This is a genomic window from Salinigranum salinum (assembly GCF_009176545.1).
GTDB classification, from domain to species: Archaea; Halobacteriota; Halobacteria; order Halobacteriales; family Haloferacaceae; genus Salinigranum; species Salinigranum salinum.
The window spans coordinates 1,646,488-1,666,003 of record NZ_VTOJ01000002.1; the positions used below are offsets into that span (position 1 = coordinate 1,646,488).

Below are 19,516 nucleotides of genomic sequence, written 5' to 3' on the forward strand. Positions count from 1 at the left end.
GCACGGTGGCCGCGTCTCGCCGGTGGCGAACGACGCCTCCCGGGTCGATCCGTGTGGCCCCGTTCTGTGGTCATCGAGAGCGACGAGTACGCCGCGGTGAGACCGACTGTGACGTGACCGTGTACGAGAGCGACACTACCGTCGGCTGCCTGTAGACCCGCCACGAGTACCGAACCACTCCCGACCGCGCGGGAGAGAGCCGGTTCGGCTGCGTTCCGTGAGCGGGCACGGTCAGCGCCATCCGATGTCCCTTTCCGGGTCGGCGGCGTCTCCTACGATATGAACACGATTTCGCCGGCGGTCTCTGCGCGGAACACGTCAGGGAATTCGGTGAGGTACGCATGACAGGTCGAGACGAGTACTACAACCGGGCCAAACAGGAGGGCTACCGTGCCCGATCCGCGTACAAACTCAAACAGCTGGACGACGACGCAGGGCTGTTCGGTCCCGGGAACACGGTCGTCGACCTCGGTGCCGCCCCGGGTGGGTGGCTCCAGGTGGCCGCCGAGGCGGTCGGTCCCGGTGGGAGAGTGGTCGGCGTCGACCTCCAGCGCATCAGACCGCTGGATCGCGACGACGACGTCGTCGAGACCGTGAGGGGGGACATGACCGACGAGGAGACGCGTGCGCGCATCACGGAACTCGTCGGCGAGGCGGGAGCCGACGTGGTCGTCTCCGACATGGCACCGAACATGACCGGTGAGTACTCACTGGACCACGCCCGTTCGGTCCACCTCGCCCGGCAGGCGTTCGAGACCGCCCTCGAGGTGCTCGCGACGGGGGGCGACCTCGCGGTGAAGGTGTTCGAGGGACCGGACGTCTCGGCGCTGCGGGAGGACATGGAAGCCGAGTTCCAGTACGTCCGCTCGATCCATCCCGACGCCTCGCGCGACAGTTCGTCGGAGCTGTACCTCGTCGGCAAGCATCGCATCACCGCACCCGTCCGCGCGGGTGACGAGCTCGCGGTCGAGATCGAGGACGTCGGGAGCGAAGGAGACGGCATCGCGAAGGTCGAGGGATTCACGCTGTTCGTCGCCGGGGCGACCGAGGGAGAGACGGTCCAGGTCCGAGTGACCGACGTGAAGCCGCGGTTCGGGTTCGCCGAACGGGTGGACTAGTCGTCGACGTCCACGTCGACCATCTCGCGGTCGCCCTCGGAGTCGGAGTCGACCACCAGGTCGAGCCACAGGTGCGTCTCGCACTCGCTCGACCGGACGCCCCGACACTGACCGGTGGCGAGGATGTCCGTGAACGACGTGTACGTCCCGCAGTTCGGACACCGTACTCCCCGTTCCATCGCGTCGTCCTCGGAGAGACGGATCCGTCTGCGATCGGCCATGCGTGGGTTACGCGAGCACGGGTCATAAACTAGCGCGGTGATTGCGTCGGAAGGAACGCGACAGAGCGCCGCAGTCGCTCGGTTTTACGTCGACTGTGCCTCAGTCGACCGTCCAGGCGTTCGTCGATTCGGACCCCGTGCCGTCGTCGATCGTCCGGACGACCGCGTAGACGAACGGGGTGTCGGCGACCGCGATGAGCAGTTTCAGGAGGTACTGCCCCACGATGAGCGCGACGACGACGGAGGTCGGGAGCGGCTGGCCCGTGCCGAGCAGCGTCGGCGCGACGAGGAACGCGACGGAGACGAAGATGACGGTGTCGAGCACCTGTGACGTGCCCGTCGAGACGATGTTGCGGAGCCAGAGGTGCCGCCCGTCGGTGCGAGCGCGAAGCGCGTGGAAGACGAGCACGTCCCAGTTCTGGCTGACGACGTACGCCAGGAGGCTCCCGAGGACGATGTTCGTGCTCGATCCGAGCACGGTGGCGAACTGGCCGGGGTCGACGCTCGTCGGTGCCGCCGGCGCGAGGATGGTGCTCCACACCAGCGCCAGGAGGACGAAGTTCATCCCGAAACCGACGTTGACGAGCACCTGCGTCTCGCGCCGGCCGTACAGTTCGGCGTAGCAGTCCGACGCGAAGAACGTGAGCGCGTACGCCAGCGCCGCCCCCGGGAGGAACACCGTCGCGCCGACGACGGGGAGCGCCCGCGGCAAGGGGATGGCGAGCACTTTCGACGCGGTCAGCTGGGCGGTGACGAGCGCGGTGACGAACAGCGAGACGAGGGCGATCCGGCCGACGTCGCGTCTACTCATCCTCGAGGCGGCCGTGACGCTCGTCGATGTCGTCGAGCAGGTCGAGCGTCTTCCGGATCGACGCGCGAATGGCGTCCGACCGGTTGACGAACTTCTTCGTCTCGCCCACGTGCTCGTCCAGGTCGGCGAGCAGTTCGTCGGGCACTTCGACACTTATCTTGGTCATATTCCGAGATTCTCACCCGAGCACTTACGCCTTTTCAGGCGAGACGGGGACGATCGGGGACGGGGAGCGACGCGACCGATCCGAGGTGCGACGGTTCACGCCTCCGCAGTCCGTGGCTTCGCGAGGTTGCGACGACCGCCGAGCGTGATCACGTACAGGATCCCGAGGCCGGCACCGTAGGCGGCCATCAGCGGCACGGTGACGAGGAACATCGTGATGACGTCCGCGGGGGTGAACAGCGCGGCGAAGGAGAGGATACCGACCGTCACCTCGCGCCACCGACTCCGCATCGTGCGGTAGCTCACACCCGCGGTGTTCAACAGCACCATCAGGACGGGGACGTCGGCGAGCAGACCGATCCCGGCCGTCGTGAAGAAGATGAGCCAGAAGAAGTTGGTGATGCGGTAGGCGATGATCATGTTCGACTGGACGGCGTCGGCGACGAGGAACGAGATGATCGTAGGAGCGACGTAGCCGTAGCCGAGGGCGAACCCGCCCAGCAGTCCGGCGGTGAGCGCCCCCGCCCAGCCGAACACCGCCCGACGGCGGTGGCGGACCACGTTTCGCTCGCGGAGGGCGGGCCACGCGTAGTACGCGATCACGGGGAGCGTCACCAGCGCCGCGATCAGCGTCGAGAACTTCACCTCGAAGATGAGCGCCTCCATCGGGTGGAGGGCGACGACGGTGATGTCCTGGTCCGGCGTCACCTGCGCGGGGAGCTGCGAGAGGAACTGTTCGAAGACCTCGCCGATGCCGCCCGTGTAGAGCCAGCCGAACACCGACGCGAGCGTGATCCCGAAGACGGCGGCGATCCGGAACGACTTCGAGGTGACGGAGTCGACGACGAACGCGATCTCGTCGTAGTAGCCGCCGACGTCGTCCTCGTCTTTCTCCCCCTCGGTGAGTTCCGAGAGGAAGGTCCCCGTCGCCCGTTCGGTGCGGTCGGTGACGTCCTCGACGGGGTCCGGCTCCTCCCCGTCTTCGTGTGCCCGGGCCTCCCGCTCGGCCTCGGCGGCGTCGAACCGGTCGAGGATCGCGCGCGCCTTCTCCTTGTCACCGGCTTCCATCGCCTCGCTCGACAGCCGGAGCGCCTCCTGTTCTTCCAGCTCGGCGAACGCCTCCGGCGGGGCTGCCCGGACGCCCATCGCGTCCAATTCGCGGAGGTCGATGTCGGCGGGATCGCCGACGGTGCCCGGCGTGGCGCTCCCGGCGAGCGCGACGATGTCGACGTACACCACGTACATGGCGGCGAGCACTCCACCGGTGAGACCGGCCGCGGCGACGTAGACGAACAGGAGCGTCCGACCCGGGGTGATGGCGCGGTAGTCCGACCCCGCCGACGCGAGGAGGTCGTTGGCCAGGGGAACACCGCCGTACGAGAAGAACGCGTAGAGCGCGAGGCCGCCGAGGACCGCCGCGCCCGCGAGGAGGTTCCAGCGGGTGCGGAGCGTGCGGGGGAGGTCGAGACGGTCGGAGCCGCGGCGGGCGGTCGTGACGACCCGGGCGAGATACAGCGAGAACCCGTACAGCACGATGACGGGCGTCGCCCACAGCACCTGTGTGAACGGGTCGGGCGGGGTGAACAGCGCGCCGGCGAGGAAGATGCCGGCGATGGCGTGGCGCCACTTCTCCTTGAAGGTCTCGTACGGGACGATCTCCGTGTACGACAGGGCCGTCATCACCAGCGGGAGTTGGGTGGCGAAGCCGAACGAGATGGTGAGCAGGAAGATGAACTGTGCCCACTTGACGATGGAGTACGTCGGCGCGAACCCCGCCGAGATCGCGTTGTTCGCGAGGAACGCGAACGTGAAGGGGAAGAAGACGAGGTAGCCGTAGGCGACGCCGAGCATGAACAGCACGGTCATCGCGAGGAGGAGGACGACGAGTTTCCACACCGGAACGGGCGAGGAGGGCCAGAGATCGCGTGCCCTGAGGGCGTCACGGGAGAAGTAGAGGAACGGCGGGACGGCGAAGATGACCCCGACGACGAGCCCGATCTTCGCCTGCAGGAGGATGACGTCGAACGGCGTCTGGGCGATGATCTCGACGCTCTCGGCCGTGAGCGCGTTCATCTTCGCCTCGGTGACGCCCTTGAAGAAGTCCCAGATGTACAGCCGGAGCGCGTAGAACGTCCCCAGGAAACCGACGAGGAAGACGATGAACACCTTCTGCAGGTCCTTCTGCGCCGCCCGCAGCATCGCCCCTGCCGTCTCCCGACCCCGATCGAGGGTCCGGCGGGTGTCCTCGTCGAGCGCGCTAGACATACGTGAGGAGAGTCAGTTGGTCGTTATCAACCTTTTTCATCGTGACGACCGGTGCGCCGAGCCGATGCAAAAAGGCCTATAACCGCCGGGTGGCCTACACCGAGTCAATGGGCGACGATCCGGAGCCGCGCGGGTCGCGATCCGACGAGACGGACTCGACGGCGGACGCCGACTCCGAGTCCACAGCCGCGGCTCCGACCGATCCGTCGTCGGATGCCGGGTCCGGCGACGACACTGACGACGACGTCAAGGGCGACGGGACTGCTGACGACGACACCGACGACAGTACACTCGAGGACGACGCGACCGCTGACGACGAGTCGACCGAGCCGACATCGGAGACAGCCGTCGACGACGAGACAGTCACAGATGCGGATACCGGGGCGGACGCGGAGACGGTCCCGGGCAGCGAGACGAGCGCGGACGGCGACGAGATCGACTGGACCACGTTCGCGGCCGATGAGCGGGAAGAGGACGGGACGCCGAAGCCGACACCGCCAGTCGTGACTGACGACACCGACGACGCCGAAAGTGACGACACCGGCGACACGGGCGGCTTCACGTTCGAGCCGCCGCAGTCGACCGACGGTGAGACCGAGGCCGACGCGGGCGACGACAGTCGGATCGACGAGAGCACCGAAGCGGACGAGGCAGGAACCGACAGCCGCGACGCTGACGACGCGGACCCCGTCGACGACGACCCGGCCGGCTTCGACTTCGAGTTCGAGGATCTGGAGTCGGACGGCAGCGAGACCGACGAGGCCGTGGACGGCGAACCCGACGCGGAATCCAGCGCCGACGTGGTCGCCTCACCAGGGGACGACGACACCGAAACGGTCGAAACCGGCACCGACGCCGAGACGACGACTGCCGCGTCCGAATCGGGAGCGAGCGTCCTCGAATCCCCGGAGCTCGACGAACGACCCGCCGAAGACGCCCGCGACGCCCCGGCGACGAGCGCGGAGATGGCCGAGGAGGCACCGACCTACGACCCGACTCTCGCCGACGACGAGGACGACGACTTCTTCGACGGCCCCGAGTCGGACGTCGAGATGCCGCTGGCCGACCACATCGAGGAGATGGTTCGCCGTCTCGGCATCGTGTTCCTCCTCGCCGGCGTGGTCGCCGTCGTCGTCTTCCCGATCGCCGACGACCTCGTCAACTTCCTCTGGAACACCCACATCCCGGGAGCGACGACGATCGAATCCCGCCGGCCACGGCTGTACGGACCGCTCGAACTCATCCTGACGGAGCTGAAGGTCGCCGGACTCGCCGGCTTCGTCGTCGGCCTCCCCGTCTTCGTCTACCAGACGTACCGATTCATGCGTCCCGGACTCTACCCGAAAGAGCGGAAGTACTACCTCGCGGCCGTCCCCACGAGCCTCGTCCTCGCGTTCGTCGGCGTCGGGTTCGCACACTTCGTCGTCCTCCCGGCCATCTTCGCGTACTTCACGTCGTACACCATCGGCACCGCCGTCATCGCGTTCGGTCTCAAGGAGACGTTCGGCCTCATCCTCGTGCTGATGGGGTACATGGCGCTCGTCTTCCAGATTCCCCTGTTCATCATGCTCGCGATCATGATGGGACTCGTCACCCGGACGTGGCTCACCGAGAAACGGCTGCTGTTCTGGGGTGGCTTCCTCGGCGTCTCCTTCCTCGTCTCGCCGGACCCGACCGGGATGGCGCCGATCATCATCGCCGCGACGATGATCGTACTGTTCGAGGGGACGCTCCTGCTGCTGAAGTGGACCGGCCGCTGACGCGAGTCACCGGTGATGCCGGGTGGGTCGTGGGGAGCCGGTACCGTCGCCGCGCTCCGTTCGCCGCGAACGAAGGTTTACCTACGAATCCGCGGCCACCGCGTCCCGTGACCTGACCGTCGCCACGGGGTGGACGCGAGTGTGCGGCACACCGCGCCGTGGAAGGGAAGCGTGGCGCCTGTTCGCACGCTGGACAGTCGTGAGCCGGTCGGTTGGACAGTCCGTGAGCCGATGGCTCAGCGCGTCGGTCGGGGATGCGGCCTCGTATCTCCTCTCGCTCCGTTGTCCGTCGACTCGACACGTCGTTTCAGTGCCAGGTTCATCGCCTCGAACCCCCGCTCGGTCGCGTCGCCGACGAACCGCCAGACGATCGGGAGGAGGACGCCCGACATCGACTCCGCGTGGGTTACCGACGTCCGGGTATCGCCGTCGAGCGGGGTGAGGACGAACCGGTGCTCGCCGTCGAACAGTCCCGTCGTCCAGAGGTGACCGAGCCAGCGGAGCTCGCGGGAGGGGTCGACCCGCGTAACCGTCGGCCGGAACCGCGTCGTGGGAGCACCCGGCGGCGACAGTGCGACGTGGAGTCGGGCACCCTCGGTAGCGCGGCCTGCCACGGCCAGGAACGGGTTCCACTCGTGGTAACGGTCGAAGTCAGTGAGGACGTCCCACACCCGGTCGGGAGACGCGTCGATCTCGACGTGTGTCGTGAGTTCCATGGGAAGGATATCGTCTTCTCAGCACGTGAACGTGCCGTCCGTGACGGAGTGTGGGCTCGGACGGGGACGGAAACGCTCATCCACTGGCGTCGTGTAGCGTGGCCATGGCGACGGTACTCCTCGCCCGCCACGGCGAGACGACGTGGAATCGAGACGGACGAGTCCAGGGGTGGGCACCGACTCCACTCACGGAGCGCGGTCACGAGCAGGCAGCGGCGCTCGGGATACACCTCGCGTCGGACCACGAGGTCGACAGGGTCGTTTCGTCCGATCTCCGGCGGGCACAGGAAACCGCACGGTACGTCGCGAGAGAGACGGGGCTCGACGTAGAGACCGATTCGGCGTGGCGCGAGCGCGATTTCGGGTGTCTGCAGGGTCTCTCCGTTCCCGAACTGTTCGACGAGCACCCGGAGTACGCGCTCTCACAGTCGGGCGCAGCCGCGGCGACAGCCTGTCCGGACAGCGGCGAGTCGATCGTCGACGCGCGTGAGCGCGTCCTCGCCGGCTGGAGACAACTCCACGCCACTCTCGAAACCGGGGAGACGACCGTCGTCGTCGCTCACGGTGGGCCGATCCGGCTGGTGCTCGGCTCACTACAGGGGTACGACATCGTCGACTCGATTCTGGAGATCGACCAGAACAACTGCGCGCTGAACGAAATCCACGCTTCGGAACCGCGCGTCGTCCGCCAGAACGACACGGACCACCTCTCTGACTCGCTCAGCGTCGACTCGGAGACGGTCGCGTAGTCCACAACCGTCGCGAGCGCGAGTCGACCTGCGCTGCCCGTCTACTCCCCGAGGGGGTAATCCTGCGCGAACACGTCTTCGACAAGCGGCTCGTCGGTCTCGTCCTCGGCGGCAGCGGGACTCACGCTACCCGTGCGGTAGCCGGCGAGGTCGAGCGTGACGTGATCGAAGCCGATGTCCGCGAGGTGTTCGTTGGCCGCGCGGGCGAACTCGGGGTCGAGCGCCCACTCCAGTTCGTCGGGCCCGACCTCGATCCGGGCGATCCCGTCGTGATCGCGGACGCGGAACTGGGTGAAACCCCACTCGCGCAGGAGCGACTCGGCACGTTCGACGCGGCTGAGCCGTTCCTCGGTGACTTCGAGCCCGGTGGGGATGCGCGAGGAGAGACAGGCCATCGCGGGCTTGTCCGCGACCGAGAGGCCGTACGTCTCGGCGAGCTGGCGCACTTCGGCCTTGTCGATCCCGTGGGTGAGAAGCGGGGAGAACACCTCGAGTTCCTCGACCGCGCGGAGTCCCGGTCTGTGACCCTCGCCGGGATCGGAGGCGTTCGTCCCGTCGCACACCGTCTCGATGCCGAGGTCGCGGGCGACATCGTACATCCGGCCGAGACGCATCGTCCGACAGTGGTAACAGCGGTCGCCGTCGTTCTTCACGAAGTCGGGGTTGTCGAGTTCGGAGAACTCCACGACCTCGTGACGGATCCCGATCTCGTCGGCCACTCGCCGCGCTTCGTCGAGTTCCGCGTCCGGGAGCGTCTCGCTCTTCGCGGTGCACGCGACGGCATCGTCGCCGAGCGCGTCGTACGCGAGCGCGGCGACGACGCTGGAGTCGACACCGCCCGAGAACGCGATCAGGACACCCTCCCGTTCGGCGAGGGCATCCCGCACCGAGTCGGCCTTCTCTGTCGTCGTGGCCGTCGTCATGCCACTCCATACCGGGTCGAGGGTCAAAAACGGCGCGACTCACCGCCCGATCCCGGTTCGGGGAGACGACAGGGCGTCGTAGTGGTCCACACTGGATCGTCCGGCGGAAACGGCGACGTCGCGTTTCCGCGATCCGGAGGGATGGCAGCGTGGTCGTCGGCGTTCGTATCTCGAACGTCACGGTGGCTCCGACGCGGTCCATCACCCACCGTCGCAGGTGAAATCCAACGACCCGCAAGGTTTTGTCGACCGGGGCGATAGCCACATCCGAATGGACCTGACGGCCATCTCGGGGATCGGCGAGAAGACGGCAGCCGCGCTGGCCGAACTCGACGACCCCGAGGGCGCGCTCCGTGCCGGCGACGTCGCCACCCTCGCGGGAGCGCCCGGCATCTCCGAGGGGCGTGCCGCCAGCATCGCCCGGGCCGCCATCCGCCACGACCACGGCGACGACGGTGGGTTCCTCGCGACCGCTCGCGCCCAGGAGGTCTACCGGGACGTCCTCGCGCTCGTCAAGGATCGGACGGTGACCAGCTACGCCGAGAAGCGGGTCGAGACGTTCTTCCCGACCGCTACCGCGTCGCGGATCGAAGAGGTGCGGACGGTCGTCGACCACGCGGTCGAGCGCGTTCCCGACGAGGCCGTGATCGACGCGCTCGCCGGCGTGCGCCCGCTCCGGTCGCCGACGACCGTCCGCGTCCGCGAGCGGTGTCTCGCGACCGCCGACGCCGAGACGTACGCCGACGCGAAGGAGGCGTTCCCGGAGCTCTCCGTCGAGGTCGTCGACGATGCGCGTGGGCTGGCCGAGCTCGCCCGGTCGTACTCGACGGTCGTCGCGCTCGACCAGGCGTTCGCCGGCGTCGACGTCACGGGCGACGTCCGCGTCCGACCCGACGCGTTCGAACACCCCGACGAGGTCGTCCCCGAACGGGTGCTCGCGTTCTTCGCGGCCAACCGCCCGTCCGTGCTGGCCGCGGGAGACGTCCACGAGGCCGCGGGCGAGGAGCCCCCCTGCGACCTCGATGCGCTCCGCGACGCGCTCTCGCGGCTCGACGACGACGGGACCCCCGTCGGCGACGCCGACCTCGATCGACTCGTCCGTGCCGTCGACGACCTCGACGCCGCCGTCTCCACCGCGGAGTCGGTCGCCAACGACCGCCTCCGCGACGCGATCCGCGAGCGCGACGTCACCATCGAGGGGACCGACTTCCTCTCCCTCGTCGAACAGGGTGCCCGGATTGATTCGCTGCTCGCGCGCGAACTGGCCGACGAGTACGACGAGAGCGTCGCGGCCGCGCGCGACCACCTCGTCGACGCGCTCGCGCTGACGCCGAACGAGGCCGAACTCGCCCGGCGCACGTTCGGTGGCGACCCGACGTTTCCGGTCGACCGTCGCGAGGACGCGGTGTCGCGGCTCCGGACGGAGTTGACGGCCGCACGCGACCAGCGGGCCGAGCGGCTGAAGCGGGAGCTCGCGTCGGAGCTGGCGGCGCTCCGCGAGCCGGTCGAGATCCTCGTGCGAGACGCGCTCGAACTCGACGTCGAGCTCGCGATCTCACGGTTCGCCCGCGACTTCGACTGCACCGTCCCCGAGTTCGGCGGCGAGGGGTTCGCGATCGAGGGCGGTCGTTCTCCACTGTTGGACGTCCCCGTCGCCGAGGTCGACCCCGTCGACTACGCGGTCGAGGGGGTGACGCTGCTGTCGGGGGTGAACTCCGGCGGCAAGACCTCGACGCTCGATCTGGTCGCGCTGGTCGTCGTCCTCGCGCAGATGGGCTTTCCCGTCCCGGCCGAACGGGTTCGGCTGCGCCGCTTCTCCGAGTTGCACTACTACGCCAAGTCACAGGGCACACTCGACGCCGGCGCGTTCGAGTCGACGCTGCGCGACTTCGCGGGCGTCGTCGACGGGGCCGCGGATCGGCTAGTGCTCGTCGACGAGCTCGAGTCGATCACGGAGCCCGGCGCGTCGGCGAAGATCGTCGCCGGCATCCTCGAGGCGCTTCACGCCCAGGACGCGACCGCGGTGTTCGTCTCCCACCTCGCGGGCGAGATCCGCGACGCCGCGGGGTTCGAGGTCGCCGTCGACGGGATCGAGGCCGTCGGTCTCGTCGACGGCGACCTCGCTGTGAACCGCTCGCCCGTGAAGGGCCACCTCGCCCGGTCGACGCCGGAGCTGATCGTCGAGAAACTCGCCGGCGACGACGACACCGGCTTCTACGCGCGGCTGCTGGAGAAGTTCTGAGCCGACCGCACTCGTCGGTGACGGCCGCGCGTCTCGGCGACGACGAGACGCCCCGATCCACCGCGGCTACTCCGTTTCTGTACCAGTCGTGTACGACAGGTGGGCCGTGAGATCCATCGTCGAGAGGATCCCGACGATCCCCCCCTCGTCGTCGGTGACCGGGAGATGGTGGATACCGTTGGTGATCATCTTGGCGGCTGCGTCGCGAATCGAGTTCCGCTCGCCGATCGTGACGATCCGATCGGACATGTACTGTTCGACGGTCGCCTCGCCGTCCAGTTCACCTGCCGAGACGATGCCGACCAGGTCGGTGTTCGTCAGCATTCCCACTGGCCGTCCCTCCTCGTCGACGACGACCAGCGACCCGATCTCCTCCAGAAGGAGCGTTTCGGCGGCGGCGGTGACGGACGTGTCCGGTGTCACGGTGAAGACGCCGGTCGTCATGAGTCGGGCGACGGGGGTTCCGTCTAGGTCCATACGACGACCTTGGATCCGAGCCCGTAATAGCTGTCGGCAGCGACATGTTTCGAGTGCTGTGTCCTCGCACGTACTCGAATACGATCGAAAGGTGCTCATCTGTCGTTTTCCACCGATCCGAACGGTGTCGGGCGAGCGCCGCCGTGTGGGTACCGTGATCGTCGTGCCGACCGGACGAGCGGTGGCGTCTCGGTATCTCGCCGTCGCCGTCGCGTCCTGGCGTAGTCCGTCAGTCGTCGGTCGCGTCCGGAGCGCAGACGACAGTGACGGGGACGGGCGCGTAGACGTCCATCTCTCGACCGTTCGCCGAGTACCACGTCTCCACGCGATCGACGAGGCCGACCGCTTCGAGTCGGTCGAGGTGGTAGGTCGCGTTCTGTATCGACGTCCCGACGGCCTCCACGACCTCCGAGGCAGGGGCCGGTGACCGGTGAAGCCGCCGAAGTACCGTCCGTGCCGTCTCGGAGGTGAGCGCCTCGAAGACGGGACCTGCCTCCTCGATGGGACAGACGCGTTCGTCCGGTTCGCTGTCGACGGACGATCGAAGCGGGGGCCCACGGCTCATGAGTTACTGGCACGCCCCCGCCGAGCCACCTGGAGCGAGTAGGCGATGAGCGACAGTCCGGCGAGCTGGAGCAGTCTGACGAGGAGCCGGAACACGCTCTGGAACGACAGCGAGACGACGTGGAACGCGATCATCCCCTGGCCGACGATGGCCAGCAGGTAGGTGACCCCGAACAGGAGGATCATCCCGAGCGAGAGGTACCGCATCGCCGGCTCGTCGTTGCGGCGGAGCCCGCGGTAGGCCTGGTAGCCGATGTAGAGGCCGACGACGGCGGAGCCGGTCGCCGCGCCTCCTGCGAACAGCCCGACGAGCGACTGGGTGCCGAGCATCTCAGAACTTCCCCCAGAGCCGCGTCAGTTCGTCGGCGACGTCCGTCTCGGCCCGGTCGACCGTCCACGTGAGGTCGCCGTCGCGGATCGAGAGCTCGAACCGTTCGATGGCCGCCACGTACACCGTGTCGTGGTGGCCGTCGCTCCGGGGGCGCGTCCGCTCGCGGAGCAGGTCAGCTGCGACGAGTCGGTCGGTCCGGCGGTAGATCGCGGAGTCCGACACGCCGCACCGCTCCGCGAGCTCCGCCGCCGACAGCGGTTCGGCGCTCGTCGCGACCAGCATCGTCCGGACGTGTTCGTCCTCGAGGAGGTCGACGACGGTCGCGAGGTCGGGCTCCTCCGCCACGGGTGCATCGCTCATCGCACGGCGAAATAAATCGCCCGCCGACGGGGACCACCCCCCGCAGGTCGCCGGCGTCGAGTTTCGCACCACACCGACGGCGGGTGCGGAGGAAGTCGTCACGGCTCGCCCTCCAGCACGACACTGAACAGCGTTCGCCCGAGCGTCGACGACGACCCGGGCGCGAACGCGACGTCGACCCGAGTCGCCCGACGATAGTCGCCCGCCGTGTACGGGTTCGCGGCGTCGGGATCGACGTCGTCGGAGTGGACGACTGCCACCTCGGGTCGGTCGCTCACGTCGACGGACACCACGTCGCCGGGACCGAGTCGCTCCGCCTCCGTCGGGAGCGGACGGCGGACGGCCTCGGCCCACTGCTCGCCCACGCCGTCGACGTCGAACTGGAGGTGGAGGGCGTCGGCCGGAACCGACTCGCCAGCCTCGTGCCGGATGCGGAGCGTGTTCCCGTCGCGGGTGTATCCCCAGGTGATCAGCGGCGGGTACGGTGGGTCGACGGTGGACGGGGGGATGCCCGCCGCGGGTGGGATCCGTCCCTCGACCGTGACGAGTCGGCCGTCGACCCGGAAGTCGGTGTTCTCCACCTCCCGGGTGAGCACCGTGCCGGTCTTACTCCGTCGCCGGAGCTCGTCCTCGGGTGGCGTCTCGCCCTCGGGGTAGAGAAACGTCCGAACGTGGTAGGCGGTGTCGCCGTCGAAGCGGAACCCCTCGCAACTCGCCCACGTCCGCTCGTCGGTCGGCGGAACGTACTCGACCATCCGGCTCTCGCCGACGGCGTCGGTGACCCGCCCGAACGGTTCGCTCTCCTCGTGGTACCGGGGGCGTCGCCCGTCACGGGCGTCGACGAGCGCCTCGACGTTCGGCCGCTCGTGGACGCGACGGCTCGACCAGACGACCGCGTCGTCGGTCACCACCGCCCGTCGCCGGACGTCGGACCGGGTGAACACGTCGCCCCCCGCGTACGAGCCGTCGCGCCGGTAGCCGCTCGCCGCGAGCGTCGAGGCGACCGCCGCCGGGTCGAACCCACCCTGGAGCACGGTGCCGAACGGGGTCCGAATCAGCCGGTCGTAGGTCGCGTACGCGACGCCGAAGGAGTCGAGTTCGGCGAGGAGTCGTTTTCGGGGCGTGGTGAAGCGGACCGGGGCGGGGTAGTCGAGCGCGGTCGGGTGTCTGAGGAGAACCCGGTAATGTCGGCTGTCGAACCCGTCGAGCGCCGCGGGTGCGGGGAGCCAGCGGCGGTAGATCGGGTCCTCGGCAGGCGGTGCGTTCACGCGCCCGAAGCGCTGTCGCGCGCCGAGCGGCGGGAGGGCCGAAGTACAGCCGGCGAACACCGCGAGACCGCCCGTCAGCAGTCCCGCACCGCCGCGGAGGAACGCGCGGCGCGTGGCGTCGCCGGTGGAGGGTGTGTCGGGAACCATCGTCGGTTCGTACTCCTGTCGCCATCCGTATCAGCGTGGGTGACGACCTGCGTGGCGGCGCGGATCGGAGAAAGATTTTTGTGAGAGGTCGGCCCGAGGCGTGGGCCGGTGGGACGAGCGCTCCACTCACGAACAGAACGACCCGCAGGAGACGCCGACCACTGTCACGCCGTGGCAAACGATTAAGTAGTCACCGGAGCCTGGTGAAAGTGATGAGGGACGACCCCGAGGAGGGGATGCTGTCGTGGGACGAGACGGTGTTCCGCGACGAGCACGTCTTCGAGATCGACTACGTCCCGGAGACGTTCGACCACCGCGAGACGCAACTGGAGACTCTGAAGTACGCGCTCCGGCCCGCGGTGCGGGGCTCCCGTCCGCTGAACACGATCGTCCGGGGGCCCCCGGGGACGGGCAAGACCACCGCGGTCCAGAAGCTCTTCGGCGAACTCCGCGGCCAGTCGAGCGTGCGCGTGGTCCACGTCAACTGCCAGATGAACTCGACACGATACGCGGTCTTCTCGCGAGTGTTCGAGGACATCTTCGAGTACGAGCCTCCCTCCTCGGGAATCTCGTTCAAGAAGCTCTTCTCGCAGATCACCGACCGCCTCGTCGAGGAGGAGGAGGTGCTCGTGGTCGCGCTCGACGACGTGAACTACCTCTTCTACGAGAACGAGGCATCCGACGTACTCTACTCGCTGTTGCGGGCGCACGAGACCCACGCCGGCGCCCGCATCGGCGTCATCGTCATCTCGTCGGACCTCTCGCTCGACGTGATCGACGAACTCGACGGCCGGGTCCAGTCGGTGTTCCGCCCCGAGGAGGTGTTCTTCCCCCGGTACGACCAGCCGGAGATCGTCGACATCCTCGGCGAGCGCGTCAAACGGGGCTTCCACGACGGCGTCCTCGACACTGTCGGGCTGGACCGGGTGGCCGAACTCACGGCCGAGAGCGGCGACCTCCGGGTGGGGATCGACCTGCTCCGGCGGGCTGGTCTCCACGCCGAGATGCGCGCCTCCCGGACTATCGAACGCGAGGACATCGAGACGGCGTACGACAAGTCGAAGTACGTCCACCTCTCGCGGTCGCTCCGCGGACTCTCCGACTCGGAGCGGGCGCTCGTCCGCGTCATCGCCGACCACTCGGGCGAGCAGGCCGGGGCGGTGTACGAGGCCTTCCACGAGCAGACCGACCTCGGCTACACCCGCTACTCCGAGATCGTCAACAAACTCGACCAGCTCGGACTCATCGACGCCGAGTACGCCGACGTCGAGGGGCGTGGCCGGTCACGGTCGCTCACGCTCGAGTACGACGCCGACGCGGTGAAAGAGCGTCTCTGAACCGTCGTTGCGTCCGGGCCCGGACGCTCGGTGTTCGGATGGACCCAGAGGACCGGCCGCCGCCCGTCAGCCACCCCCACCACGAACGCCGTCGCGACGACACCGTGGTCGTCGACGAGAGCCGCAGGGCCGGCGGTCGACGACACCGGGGAGCCGGTGTGACCGGCAGTCCGATCCGACGCTCGACGGGGACGACGGAGAACGCGAGCGAGCCGGAGTCGGGAGTCATCGGCCCGTACACTCTTGTCGATCCACTCCTGACCCCCGGGTATGCCCTGTCCGCTCGGGTCGAAGTCGTGTACGGAACGCAGAGAGGCGACGAAAGGCGCCGCGACCGGTGCCACCATCGGCGCGCTCGTCGGGTCACCGCTCGGCCCGGTCGGCGCGGGGATCGGTGCCGGCTTCGGGGGTGCCTCGGGCTTCATCGCCGGAACCGCGAAAGGGAAGGTGAAGTCGAAACTGAAGCCCGGCTGTCGGTAGCGGCCCACGATCCCCGCACGTCACCACCGTCGGCGACGGCCTGGCTACTCCTCGTCGCCGTTGTCGAGGGTGATGTACTTGACCTCGGTGAGTCGTTCGTCGGCCAGCAACTGGTCGCGGACCGACTCGGGGACGGGATCGTCGAGGTTGTAGACGGTGAGTGCGGCGTCGTCGCCGGGGGCGCGACGGGCGTTGAACATCCCCGCGATGTTGATGTCGTTGTCGCCGAGCACCGTCCCGATGAAGCCGATGACGCCCGGGCGGTCGTAGTTGCGAGCGACGAGCATCCGGCCGTGCGGGATCGCGTCGACGCGGTAGCCGTCGAGGCGGACGATGCGCGGATCCTCGCCGGCGAAGAGCGTGCCGCAGACGGAGAGCGAGTCGTCGTCGTTCTTGACGGAAACCGTGACGAGGCTCTGGAAGTCCTCCGACTGCCGGCTCTTGGTCTCGACCACCTCGATGCCGCGTTCCTCGGCGATCTTCGGCGCGTTGACCGCGTTGACCTGCCACTCGAGCGGCGTGAAGACGCCCTTGAGCGCCGACGCGGTGACGAGTTCGACGTCCTCCTCGGCGATCTCGCCCTGGTAGCGGACCTCGACCTCCGAGATGCGCTGGTCGAACACCTGCGCGGCGACCTTGCCCGCCGTCTCGGCCAGGTCGATGTACGGGCGGATCCGGGGGAACGCGCTCCGATCCACCGACGGCGCGTTCAGCGCGTTCACGACGGGCTCGTCGGCGAACGCCGCCATCACCTGGTCGGCGATGCTGGTGGCGACGTTCTCCTGTGCCGCCTCGGTCGACGCGCCGAGGTGCGGCGTGACGACGATGTCCTCGACGGCGAGCAGCGGGCTGTCGGGCGAGACGGGCTCCGACTCGAAGACGTCGATCGCGGCCCCGTCGAGCGTCCCGTCCTCGACGGCCGCCGCCAGCGCCGCCTCGTCGACGACGCCGCCGCGGGCGCAGTTGACGAGGTAGCCGCCGCCCATCAGTTCCAGCTCGTCGGTCGAGATGAGCCCCTCCGTCTCCGGAGTGAGCGGGGTGTGGACGGTGAGGAAGTCGGCGCGGTCGAGACACTCCTCGAACGGCACGAGTTCGGCACCCAGCCGTTCGGCGCGCTCCTCGCCGATGTAGGGGTCGTACGCGACGAGTTCCATCCCGAGCGAGTCGAGCCGTTTGGCGACCTCCTGCCCGACACGGCCGAGCCCGACGATGCCGAGGACCTTGCCGTTGAGTTCGGTGCCGAGGTACTCACCCTTGGCCCACTCGCCCGCACGGAGTCGGGCGTGTGCCTGGGGGATCGAGCGCGCGGTCGCGAAAGCCATCGCGACCGTGTGCTCGGCCGCGGCCCGGACGTTCCCCTCGGGGGCGTTGGCGACGACGACGCCGTGGTCGGTCGCGGCGTCGATGTCGATGTTGTCGACGCCGATCCCCGCGCGACCGACGATGACCAGGTCGGGAGCCGCCTCGAACACCTCACGGGTCACGTCGGTCCCCGAGCGCACGACGAGCGCGTGGACGTCCGCGACCGCGTCGAGGAGCGCGTCACCCTCGACGTCGTAGTCGGTGACGACCTCGTGGCCGGCGTCGCGCAACTGTCGCAAGCCCGCGTCCGCGATGGGATCCGTGACGAGTACCTTCATAGGCGTAGGGTTCTCTGGCGCGTGTTTAAGCGTTTCTTCAGCGGCCGGACACCGTGGTAATAGGTGTGTTCACACTGGTCACGTTCGGGCCGTCATGTCCGCGGAATCGCACAGCAGCGTCTGCGGCAGGGTACATCGTCTGCGGCGGAGCGCATCGTCTGCGACGGAGACACTCCCCGGTCGTCGGTCGTCCCGTCCGACGTGCGACGACGAGAGACCGAACAGTTAACAGAACAGGCCGCCACGCCATGGGTATGGCCGAACTGCTCTCCGACGACGAGGTCGACGAGCGGCTCCCGCAAGGGTGGGAGCGCGAGGGAGACGAGATCGTCCGGACGTACGGGTTCGACGACTACCTCGCCGGAGTCGAGTTCGCGACCCTGGTCGGCGAGGTCGCGGAGGAGGAGTTCCACCACCCCGAGATCGTCATCGGCTACGAGACCGTCGAGGTCCGCCTGACGAGCCACGAGGAGGGCGGCATCACGGACAAGGACATCCGGCTGGCGAACCTCTTCGACGACGAACGGTGAGCGAACGAGGAGAGGTCGGCGGCGCGAACCGACCGGACCGGAGGAACGAACCGACCGGACGGGAAGAGCGGATCGACCGGTGACGGACGGAGTGGAGACGACGAATGGACGGACACTACGTCTTCCGCGTACAGTTTCGCCTGACGTCGAGCACGGTCGAGACCGATCCGGACACGTTCGAGACGGTCGTACGATACCCCGCCGCCGACCCCGGCGACGACGGCTGGCGCTTCTTCGAGGAGTGGCTCTGGCACGGCGACCTGACCGACGAGCGGCGGTTCCGGGAGGTGGTCGAGGGGTGGCTCGGCGTCGCGGTCGTGTCGGTCCGGTTCAGCGAACTCGTGGTGGACGAGGCGTACCTCGACGCGTGGACCGACGCCGTCGCGAGCGAGGTCGACCGGTACAACGCGGCGTCCGCGCGGGAGGTCCGGCACAACCACCTCGGGTCGTCCGTTCGCGTCCGTGAGTAGCGGGCGAGGGCCCTCGCTCGCACCGGGACGACACGCGGCGTCGAGGGTCGGGGGGCGCGGATCGAAGGACGTGCTGCGCCGTCAGGCGAGGACCGTTCTCACCCGAGAGAACCGGGACACAAGGGACTTACCCATCCACATCGTAGCGGATAATCCGTATGGTGGTCGAGGAGTACGACGTCTGGCTGTTCGACCTCGACGGGACGCTCGTCGACGCCGACTGGGCGTACACGCGCGAGGTGTTCGACCGCGTCGGCGCCCGTCTCGGCCGTGAGTTCACGGACCGGGAGGCGGAGGTCATCTGGCACGGACTCAACGGCGCTCGCGACCCGCAGTTGCGGGCGTGGGGCATCGACCCCGCCGAGTTCTGGCCCGTCTTCCACGACGAGGAGGACCCGCTGGCCCGCGCCGAGGTGACGTACCTCCACGACGACGCCGTCGACCTCGTCCGCGACATCCACCGGACGGGCGCGCCGATCGGGGTCGTCACACACTGTCAGCGGTTCCTCGCGGAGCCCGTCATCGACCGCCTCGACATCCGCGACTGGTTCGACACCGTCGTCTGCTGTACCGAGGAGCTCGGCTGGAAGCCCGACCCGGCACCCATCGAACACACGCTGGCCCAGCTCGAGGTCACGGACGGTGAACACGGGATCCTCGCCGGCGACGGCGCGAGCGACATCGGCGCGGCGTGGAACGCCGGGCTGGACGGGATCCACGTCGAGCGACACGAACCCGACCGGCGCGGCCACTGCGTGCTCGCCGACTACCGCGTCGAATCGTTCGACGAACTGGATCGGACGACCTCGACCTGACGAACTCGCCTGGACCTGCCCGGTTCGCGGACGAGACTCACCCGGACCGACTCCGCGACCGCGACTGCTACCGTTCTCGCGGTCGACGTGCGTCGGGAGAGCCGGCGAACGAGCAGATAACTACAAT

At 68.5% G+C, this 19,516-nt stretch carries 21 protein-coding genes; 9 read left to right on the top strand and 12 right to left on the bottom strand.

Annotated elements, in window-relative coordinates:
• The first annotated feature begins 341 nt into the window (after positions 1-341).
• The gene (locus tag FZP69_RS19335) at positions 342-1,118 is read left to right on the top strand and encodes a 23S rRNA (uridine(2552)-2'-O)-methyltransferase (RefSeq protein WP_152042991.1); all 777 of its coding nucleotides are present in this window, start codon (positions 342-344) and stop codon (positions 1,116-1,118) included.
• Here FZP69_RS19335 and FZP69_RS19340 read toward each other — a convergent pair.
• The 4 genes from FZP69_RS19340 to tatC form a co-directional block, all read right to left on the bottom strand.
• Positions 1,115-1,339, bottom strand: coding sequence for a hypothetical protein (locus FZP69_RS19340; protein WP_152042992.1), 225 nt, complete (start codon positions 1,337-1,339; stop codon positions 1,115-1,117). The genes FZP69_RS19335 and FZP69_RS19340 overlap by 4 nt on opposite strands.
• A 100-nt stretch (positions 1,340-1,439) precedes the next feature.
• A complete protein-coding gene (locus tag FZP69_RS19345) occupies positions 1,440-2,150 on the bottom strand; it encodes a queuosine precursor transporter (protein ID WP_152042993.1) in 711 nt (236 codons plus the stop codon).
• Entirely contained in the window at positions 2,143-2,316 is a 174-nt protein-coding gene (locus tag FZP69_RS19350) for a ribbon-helix-helix domain-containing protein (protein WP_152042994.1), read from the bottom strand. Before FZP69_RS19350 ends, FZP69_RS19345 begins: the two co-directional genes overlap by 8 nt.
• 95 nt (positions 2,317-2,411) lie before the next feature.
• Positions 2,412-4,580, bottom strand: coding sequence for a twin-arginine translocase subunit TatC (gene tatC, locus FZP69_RS19355; RefSeq protein ID WP_152042995.1), 2,169 nt, complete (start codon positions 4,578-4,580; stop codon positions 2,412-2,414).
• Positions 4,581-5,014: 434 nt separating this feature from the next.
• Here tatC and FZP69_RS19360 point away from each other — a divergent pair, with 434 nt between their 5' ends.
• Positions 5,015-6,340, top strand: coding sequence for a twin-arginine translocase subunit TatC (locus FZP69_RS19360; protein ID WP_449329028.1), 1,326 nt, complete (start codon positions 5,015-5,017; stop codon positions 6,338-6,340).
• A 236-nt stretch (positions 6,341-6,576) separates the two neighbouring features.
• Here FZP69_RS19360 and FZP69_RS19365 read toward each other — a convergent pair whose 3' ends face one another.
• Positions 6,577-7,056, bottom strand: a complete 480-nt coding sequence (locus FZP69_RS19365; protein WP_152042997.1) for an SRPBCC domain-containing protein — start codon at positions 7,054-7,056, stop codon at positions 6,577-6,579.
• Positions 7,057-7,160: 104 nt separating this feature from the next.
• Between FZP69_RS19365 and FZP69_RS19370 the strand changes: the two genes are divergently transcribed.
• Positions 7,161-7,805: a histidine phosphatase family protein gene (locus tag FZP69_RS19370; protein ID WP_152042998.1), complete on the top strand. Its 645-nt coding sequence runs from the start codon at positions 7,161-7,163 to the stop codon at positions 7,803-7,805.
• A 41-nt stretch (positions 7,806-7,846) separates the two neighbouring features.
• On the opposite strand, the gene larE is transcribed toward FZP69_RS19370, so the two are convergent.
• Positions 7,847-8,728, bottom strand: a complete 882-nt coding sequence (gene larE / locus FZP69_RS19375) for an ATP-dependent sacrificial sulfur transferase LarE (RefSeq protein WP_152042999.1) — start codon at positions 8,726-8,728, stop codon at positions 7,847-7,849.
• 271 nt (positions 8,729-8,999) lie between these two features.
• On the opposite strand from larE, the gene FZP69_RS19380 reads away from it, so the two are divergent.
• A complete protein-coding gene (locus FZP69_RS19380; protein ID WP_152043000.1) occupies positions 9,000-10,970 on the top strand; it encodes a MutS-related protein in 1,971 nt (656 codons plus the stop codon).
• Between the two features lie 66 nt (positions 10,971-11,036).
• Here FZP69_RS19380 and FZP69_RS19385 read toward each other — a convergent pair whose 3' ends face one another.
• The 5 genes from FZP69_RS19385 to FZP69_RS19405 all read right to left on the bottom strand — a co-directional run bounded on the left by FZP69_RS19385 (position 11,037) and on the right by FZP69_RS19405 (position 14,117).
• Complete coding sequence (locus tag FZP69_RS19385) at positions 11,037-11,447, bottom strand: CBS domain-containing protein (protein ID WP_192918658.1); 411 nt, start codon at positions 11,445-11,447, stop codon at positions 11,037-11,039.
• A gap of 229 nt (positions 11,448-11,676) precedes the next feature.
• Positions 11,677-12,012 carry an ArsR/SmtB family transcription factor gene (locus FZP69_RS19390; RefSeq protein ID WP_152043002.1) on the bottom strand — a complete coding sequence of 112 codons (336 nt, stop codon included), beginning with the start codon at positions 12,010-12,012 and terminating at the stop codon, positions 11,677-11,679.
• Positions 12,009-12,341, bottom strand: coding sequence for a DUF7521 family protein (locus FZP69_RS19395; RefSeq protein WP_152043003.1), 333 nt, complete (start codon positions 12,339-12,341; stop codon positions 12,009-12,011). Before FZP69_RS19395 ends, FZP69_RS19390 begins: the two co-directional genes overlap by 4 nt.
• Position 12,342: 1 nt before the next feature.
• A complete protein-coding gene (locus FZP69_RS19400) occupies positions 12,343-12,702 on the bottom strand; it encodes an ArsR/SmtB family transcription factor (RefSeq protein ID WP_152043004.1) in 360 nt (119 codons plus the stop codon).
• 98 nt (positions 12,703-12,800) lie between these two features.
• Positions 12,801-14,117 (bottom strand): hypothetical protein, encoded by a 1,317-nt coding sequence (locus FZP69_RS19405; protein ID WP_152043005.1) that lies wholly within the window; start codon positions 14,115-14,117, stop codon positions 12,801-12,803.
• Positions 14,118-14,329: 212 nt separating this feature from the next.
• Here FZP69_RS19405 and FZP69_RS19410 point away from each other — a divergent pair, with 212 nt between their 5' ends.
• Positions 14,330-15,454 carry an ORC1-type DNA replication protein gene (locus FZP69_RS19410; protein ID WP_152043006.1) on the top strand — a complete coding sequence of 375 codons (1,125 nt, stop codon included), beginning with the start codon at positions 14,330-14,332 and terminating at the stop codon, positions 15,452-15,454.
• Between the two features lie 270 nt (positions 15,455-15,724).
• Positions 15,725-15,934, top strand: coding sequence for a hypothetical protein (locus FZP69_RS19415; RefSeq protein WP_152043007.1), 210 nt, complete (start codon positions 15,725-15,727; stop codon positions 15,932-15,934).
• Positions 15,935-15,978: 44 nt separating this feature from the next.
• On the opposite strand, the gene serA is transcribed toward FZP69_RS19415, so the two are convergent.
• Positions 15,979-17,574: a phosphoglycerate dehydrogenase gene (gene serA / locus FZP69_RS19420; protein WP_152043008.1), complete on the bottom strand. Its 1,596-nt coding sequence runs from the start codon at positions 17,572-17,574 to the stop codon at positions 15,979-15,981.
• 254 nt (positions 17,575-17,828) lie between these two features.
• On the opposite strand from serA, the gene FZP69_RS19425 reads away from it, so the two are divergent.
• The 3 genes from FZP69_RS19425 to FZP69_RS19435 all read left to right on the top strand — a co-directional run bounded on the left by FZP69_RS19425 (position 17,829) and on the right by FZP69_RS19435 (position 19,389).
• Positions 17,829-18,104, top strand: a complete 276-nt coding sequence (locus FZP69_RS19425; protein ID WP_152043009.1) for a 4a-hydroxytetrahydrobiopterin dehydratase — start codon at positions 17,829-17,831, stop codon at positions 18,102-18,104.
• Between the two features lie 104 nt (positions 18,105-18,208).
• The gene (gene lwrS / locus FZP69_RS19430) at positions 18,209-18,574 is read left to right on the top strand and encodes an LWR-salt protein (protein WP_152043010.1); all 366 of its coding nucleotides are present in this window, start codon (positions 18,209-18,211) and stop codon (positions 18,572-18,574) included.
• A 158-nt stretch (positions 18,575-18,732) separates the two neighbouring features.
• Positions 18,733-19,389: an HAD family hydrolase gene (locus FZP69_RS19435; protein ID WP_152043011.1), complete on the top strand. Its 657-nt coding sequence runs from the start codon at positions 18,733-18,735 to the stop codon at positions 19,387-19,389.
• Positions 19,390-19,516: the final 127 nt, after the last annotated feature.

Coding starts and splice junctions, on each gene's coding strand:
- FZP69_RS19335 (WP_152042991.1), top strand. CDS start 342: ATGACAGGTCGAGACGAGTACTACAACCGGGCCAAACAGGAGGGCTAC.
- FZP69_RS19340 (WP_152042992.1), bottom strand. CDS start 1,339: ATGGCCGATCGCAGACGGATCCGTCTCTCCGAGGACGACGCGATGGAA.
- FZP69_RS19345 (WP_152042993.1), bottom strand. CDS start 2,150: ATGAGTAGACGCGACGTCGGCCGGATCGCCCTCGTCTCGCTGTTCGTC.
- FZP69_RS19350 (WP_152042994.1), bottom strand. CDS start 2,316: ATGACCAAGATAAGTGTCGAAGTGCCCGACGAACTGCTCGCCGACCTG.
- tatC (WP_152042995.1), bottom strand. CDS start 4,580: ATGTCTAGCGCGCTCGACGAGGACACCCGCCGGACCCTCGATCGGGGT.
- FZP69_RS19365 (WP_152042997.1), bottom strand. CDS start 7,056: ATGGAACTCACGACACACGTCGAGATCGACGCGTCTCCCGACCGGGTG.
- FZP69_RS19370 (WP_152042998.1), top strand. CDS start 7,161: ATGGCGACGGTACTCCTCGCCCGCCACGGCGAGACGACGTGGAATCGA.
- larE (WP_152042999.1), bottom strand. CDS start 8,728: ATGACGACGGCCACGACGACAGAGAAGGCCGACTCGGTGCGGGATGCC.
- FZP69_RS19380 (WP_152043000.1), top strand. CDS start 9,000: ATGGACCTGACGGCCATCTCGGGGATCGGCGAGAAGACGGCAGCCGCG.
- FZP69_RS19385 (WP_192918658.1), bottom strand. CDS start 11,447: ATGGACCTAGACGGAACCCCCGTCGCCCGACTCATGACGACCGGCGTC.
- FZP69_RS19390 (WP_152043002.1), bottom strand. CDS start 12,012: ATGAGCCGTGGGCCCCCGCTTCGATCGTCCGTCGACAGCGAACCGGAC.
- FZP69_RS19395 (WP_152043003.1), bottom strand. CDS start 12,341: ATGCTCGGCACCCAGTCGCTCGTCGGGCTGTTCGCAGGAGGCGCGGCG.
- FZP69_RS19400 (WP_152043004.1), bottom strand. CDS start 12,702: ATGAGCGATGCACCCGTGGCGGAGGAGCCCGACCTCGCGACCGTCGTC.
- FZP69_RS19405 (WP_152043005.1), bottom strand. CDS start 14,117: ATGGTTCCCGACACACCCTCCACCGGCGACGCCACGCGCCGCGCGTTC.
- FZP69_RS19410 (WP_152043006.1), top strand. CDS start 14,330: ATGAGGGACGACCCCGAGGAGGGGATGCTGTCGTGGGACGAGACGGTG.
- FZP69_RS19415 (WP_152043007.1), top strand. CDS start 15,725: ATGCCCTGTCCGCTCGGGTCGAAGTCGTGTACGGAACGCAGAGAGGCG.
- serA (WP_152043008.1), bottom strand. CDS start 17,574: ATGAAGGTACTCGTCACGGATCCCATCGCGGACGCGGGCTTGCGACAG.
- FZP69_RS19425 (WP_152043009.1), top strand. CDS start 17,829: ATGGCCGAACTGCTCTCCGACGACGAGGTCGACGAGCGGCTCCCGCAA.
- lwrS (WP_152043010.1), top strand. CDS start 18,209: ATGGACGGACACTACGTCTTCCGCGTACAGTTTCGCCTGACGTCGAGC.
- FZP69_RS19435 (WP_152043011.1), top strand. CDS start 18,733: ATGGTGGTCGAGGAGTACGACGTCTGGCTGTTCGACCTCGACGGGACG.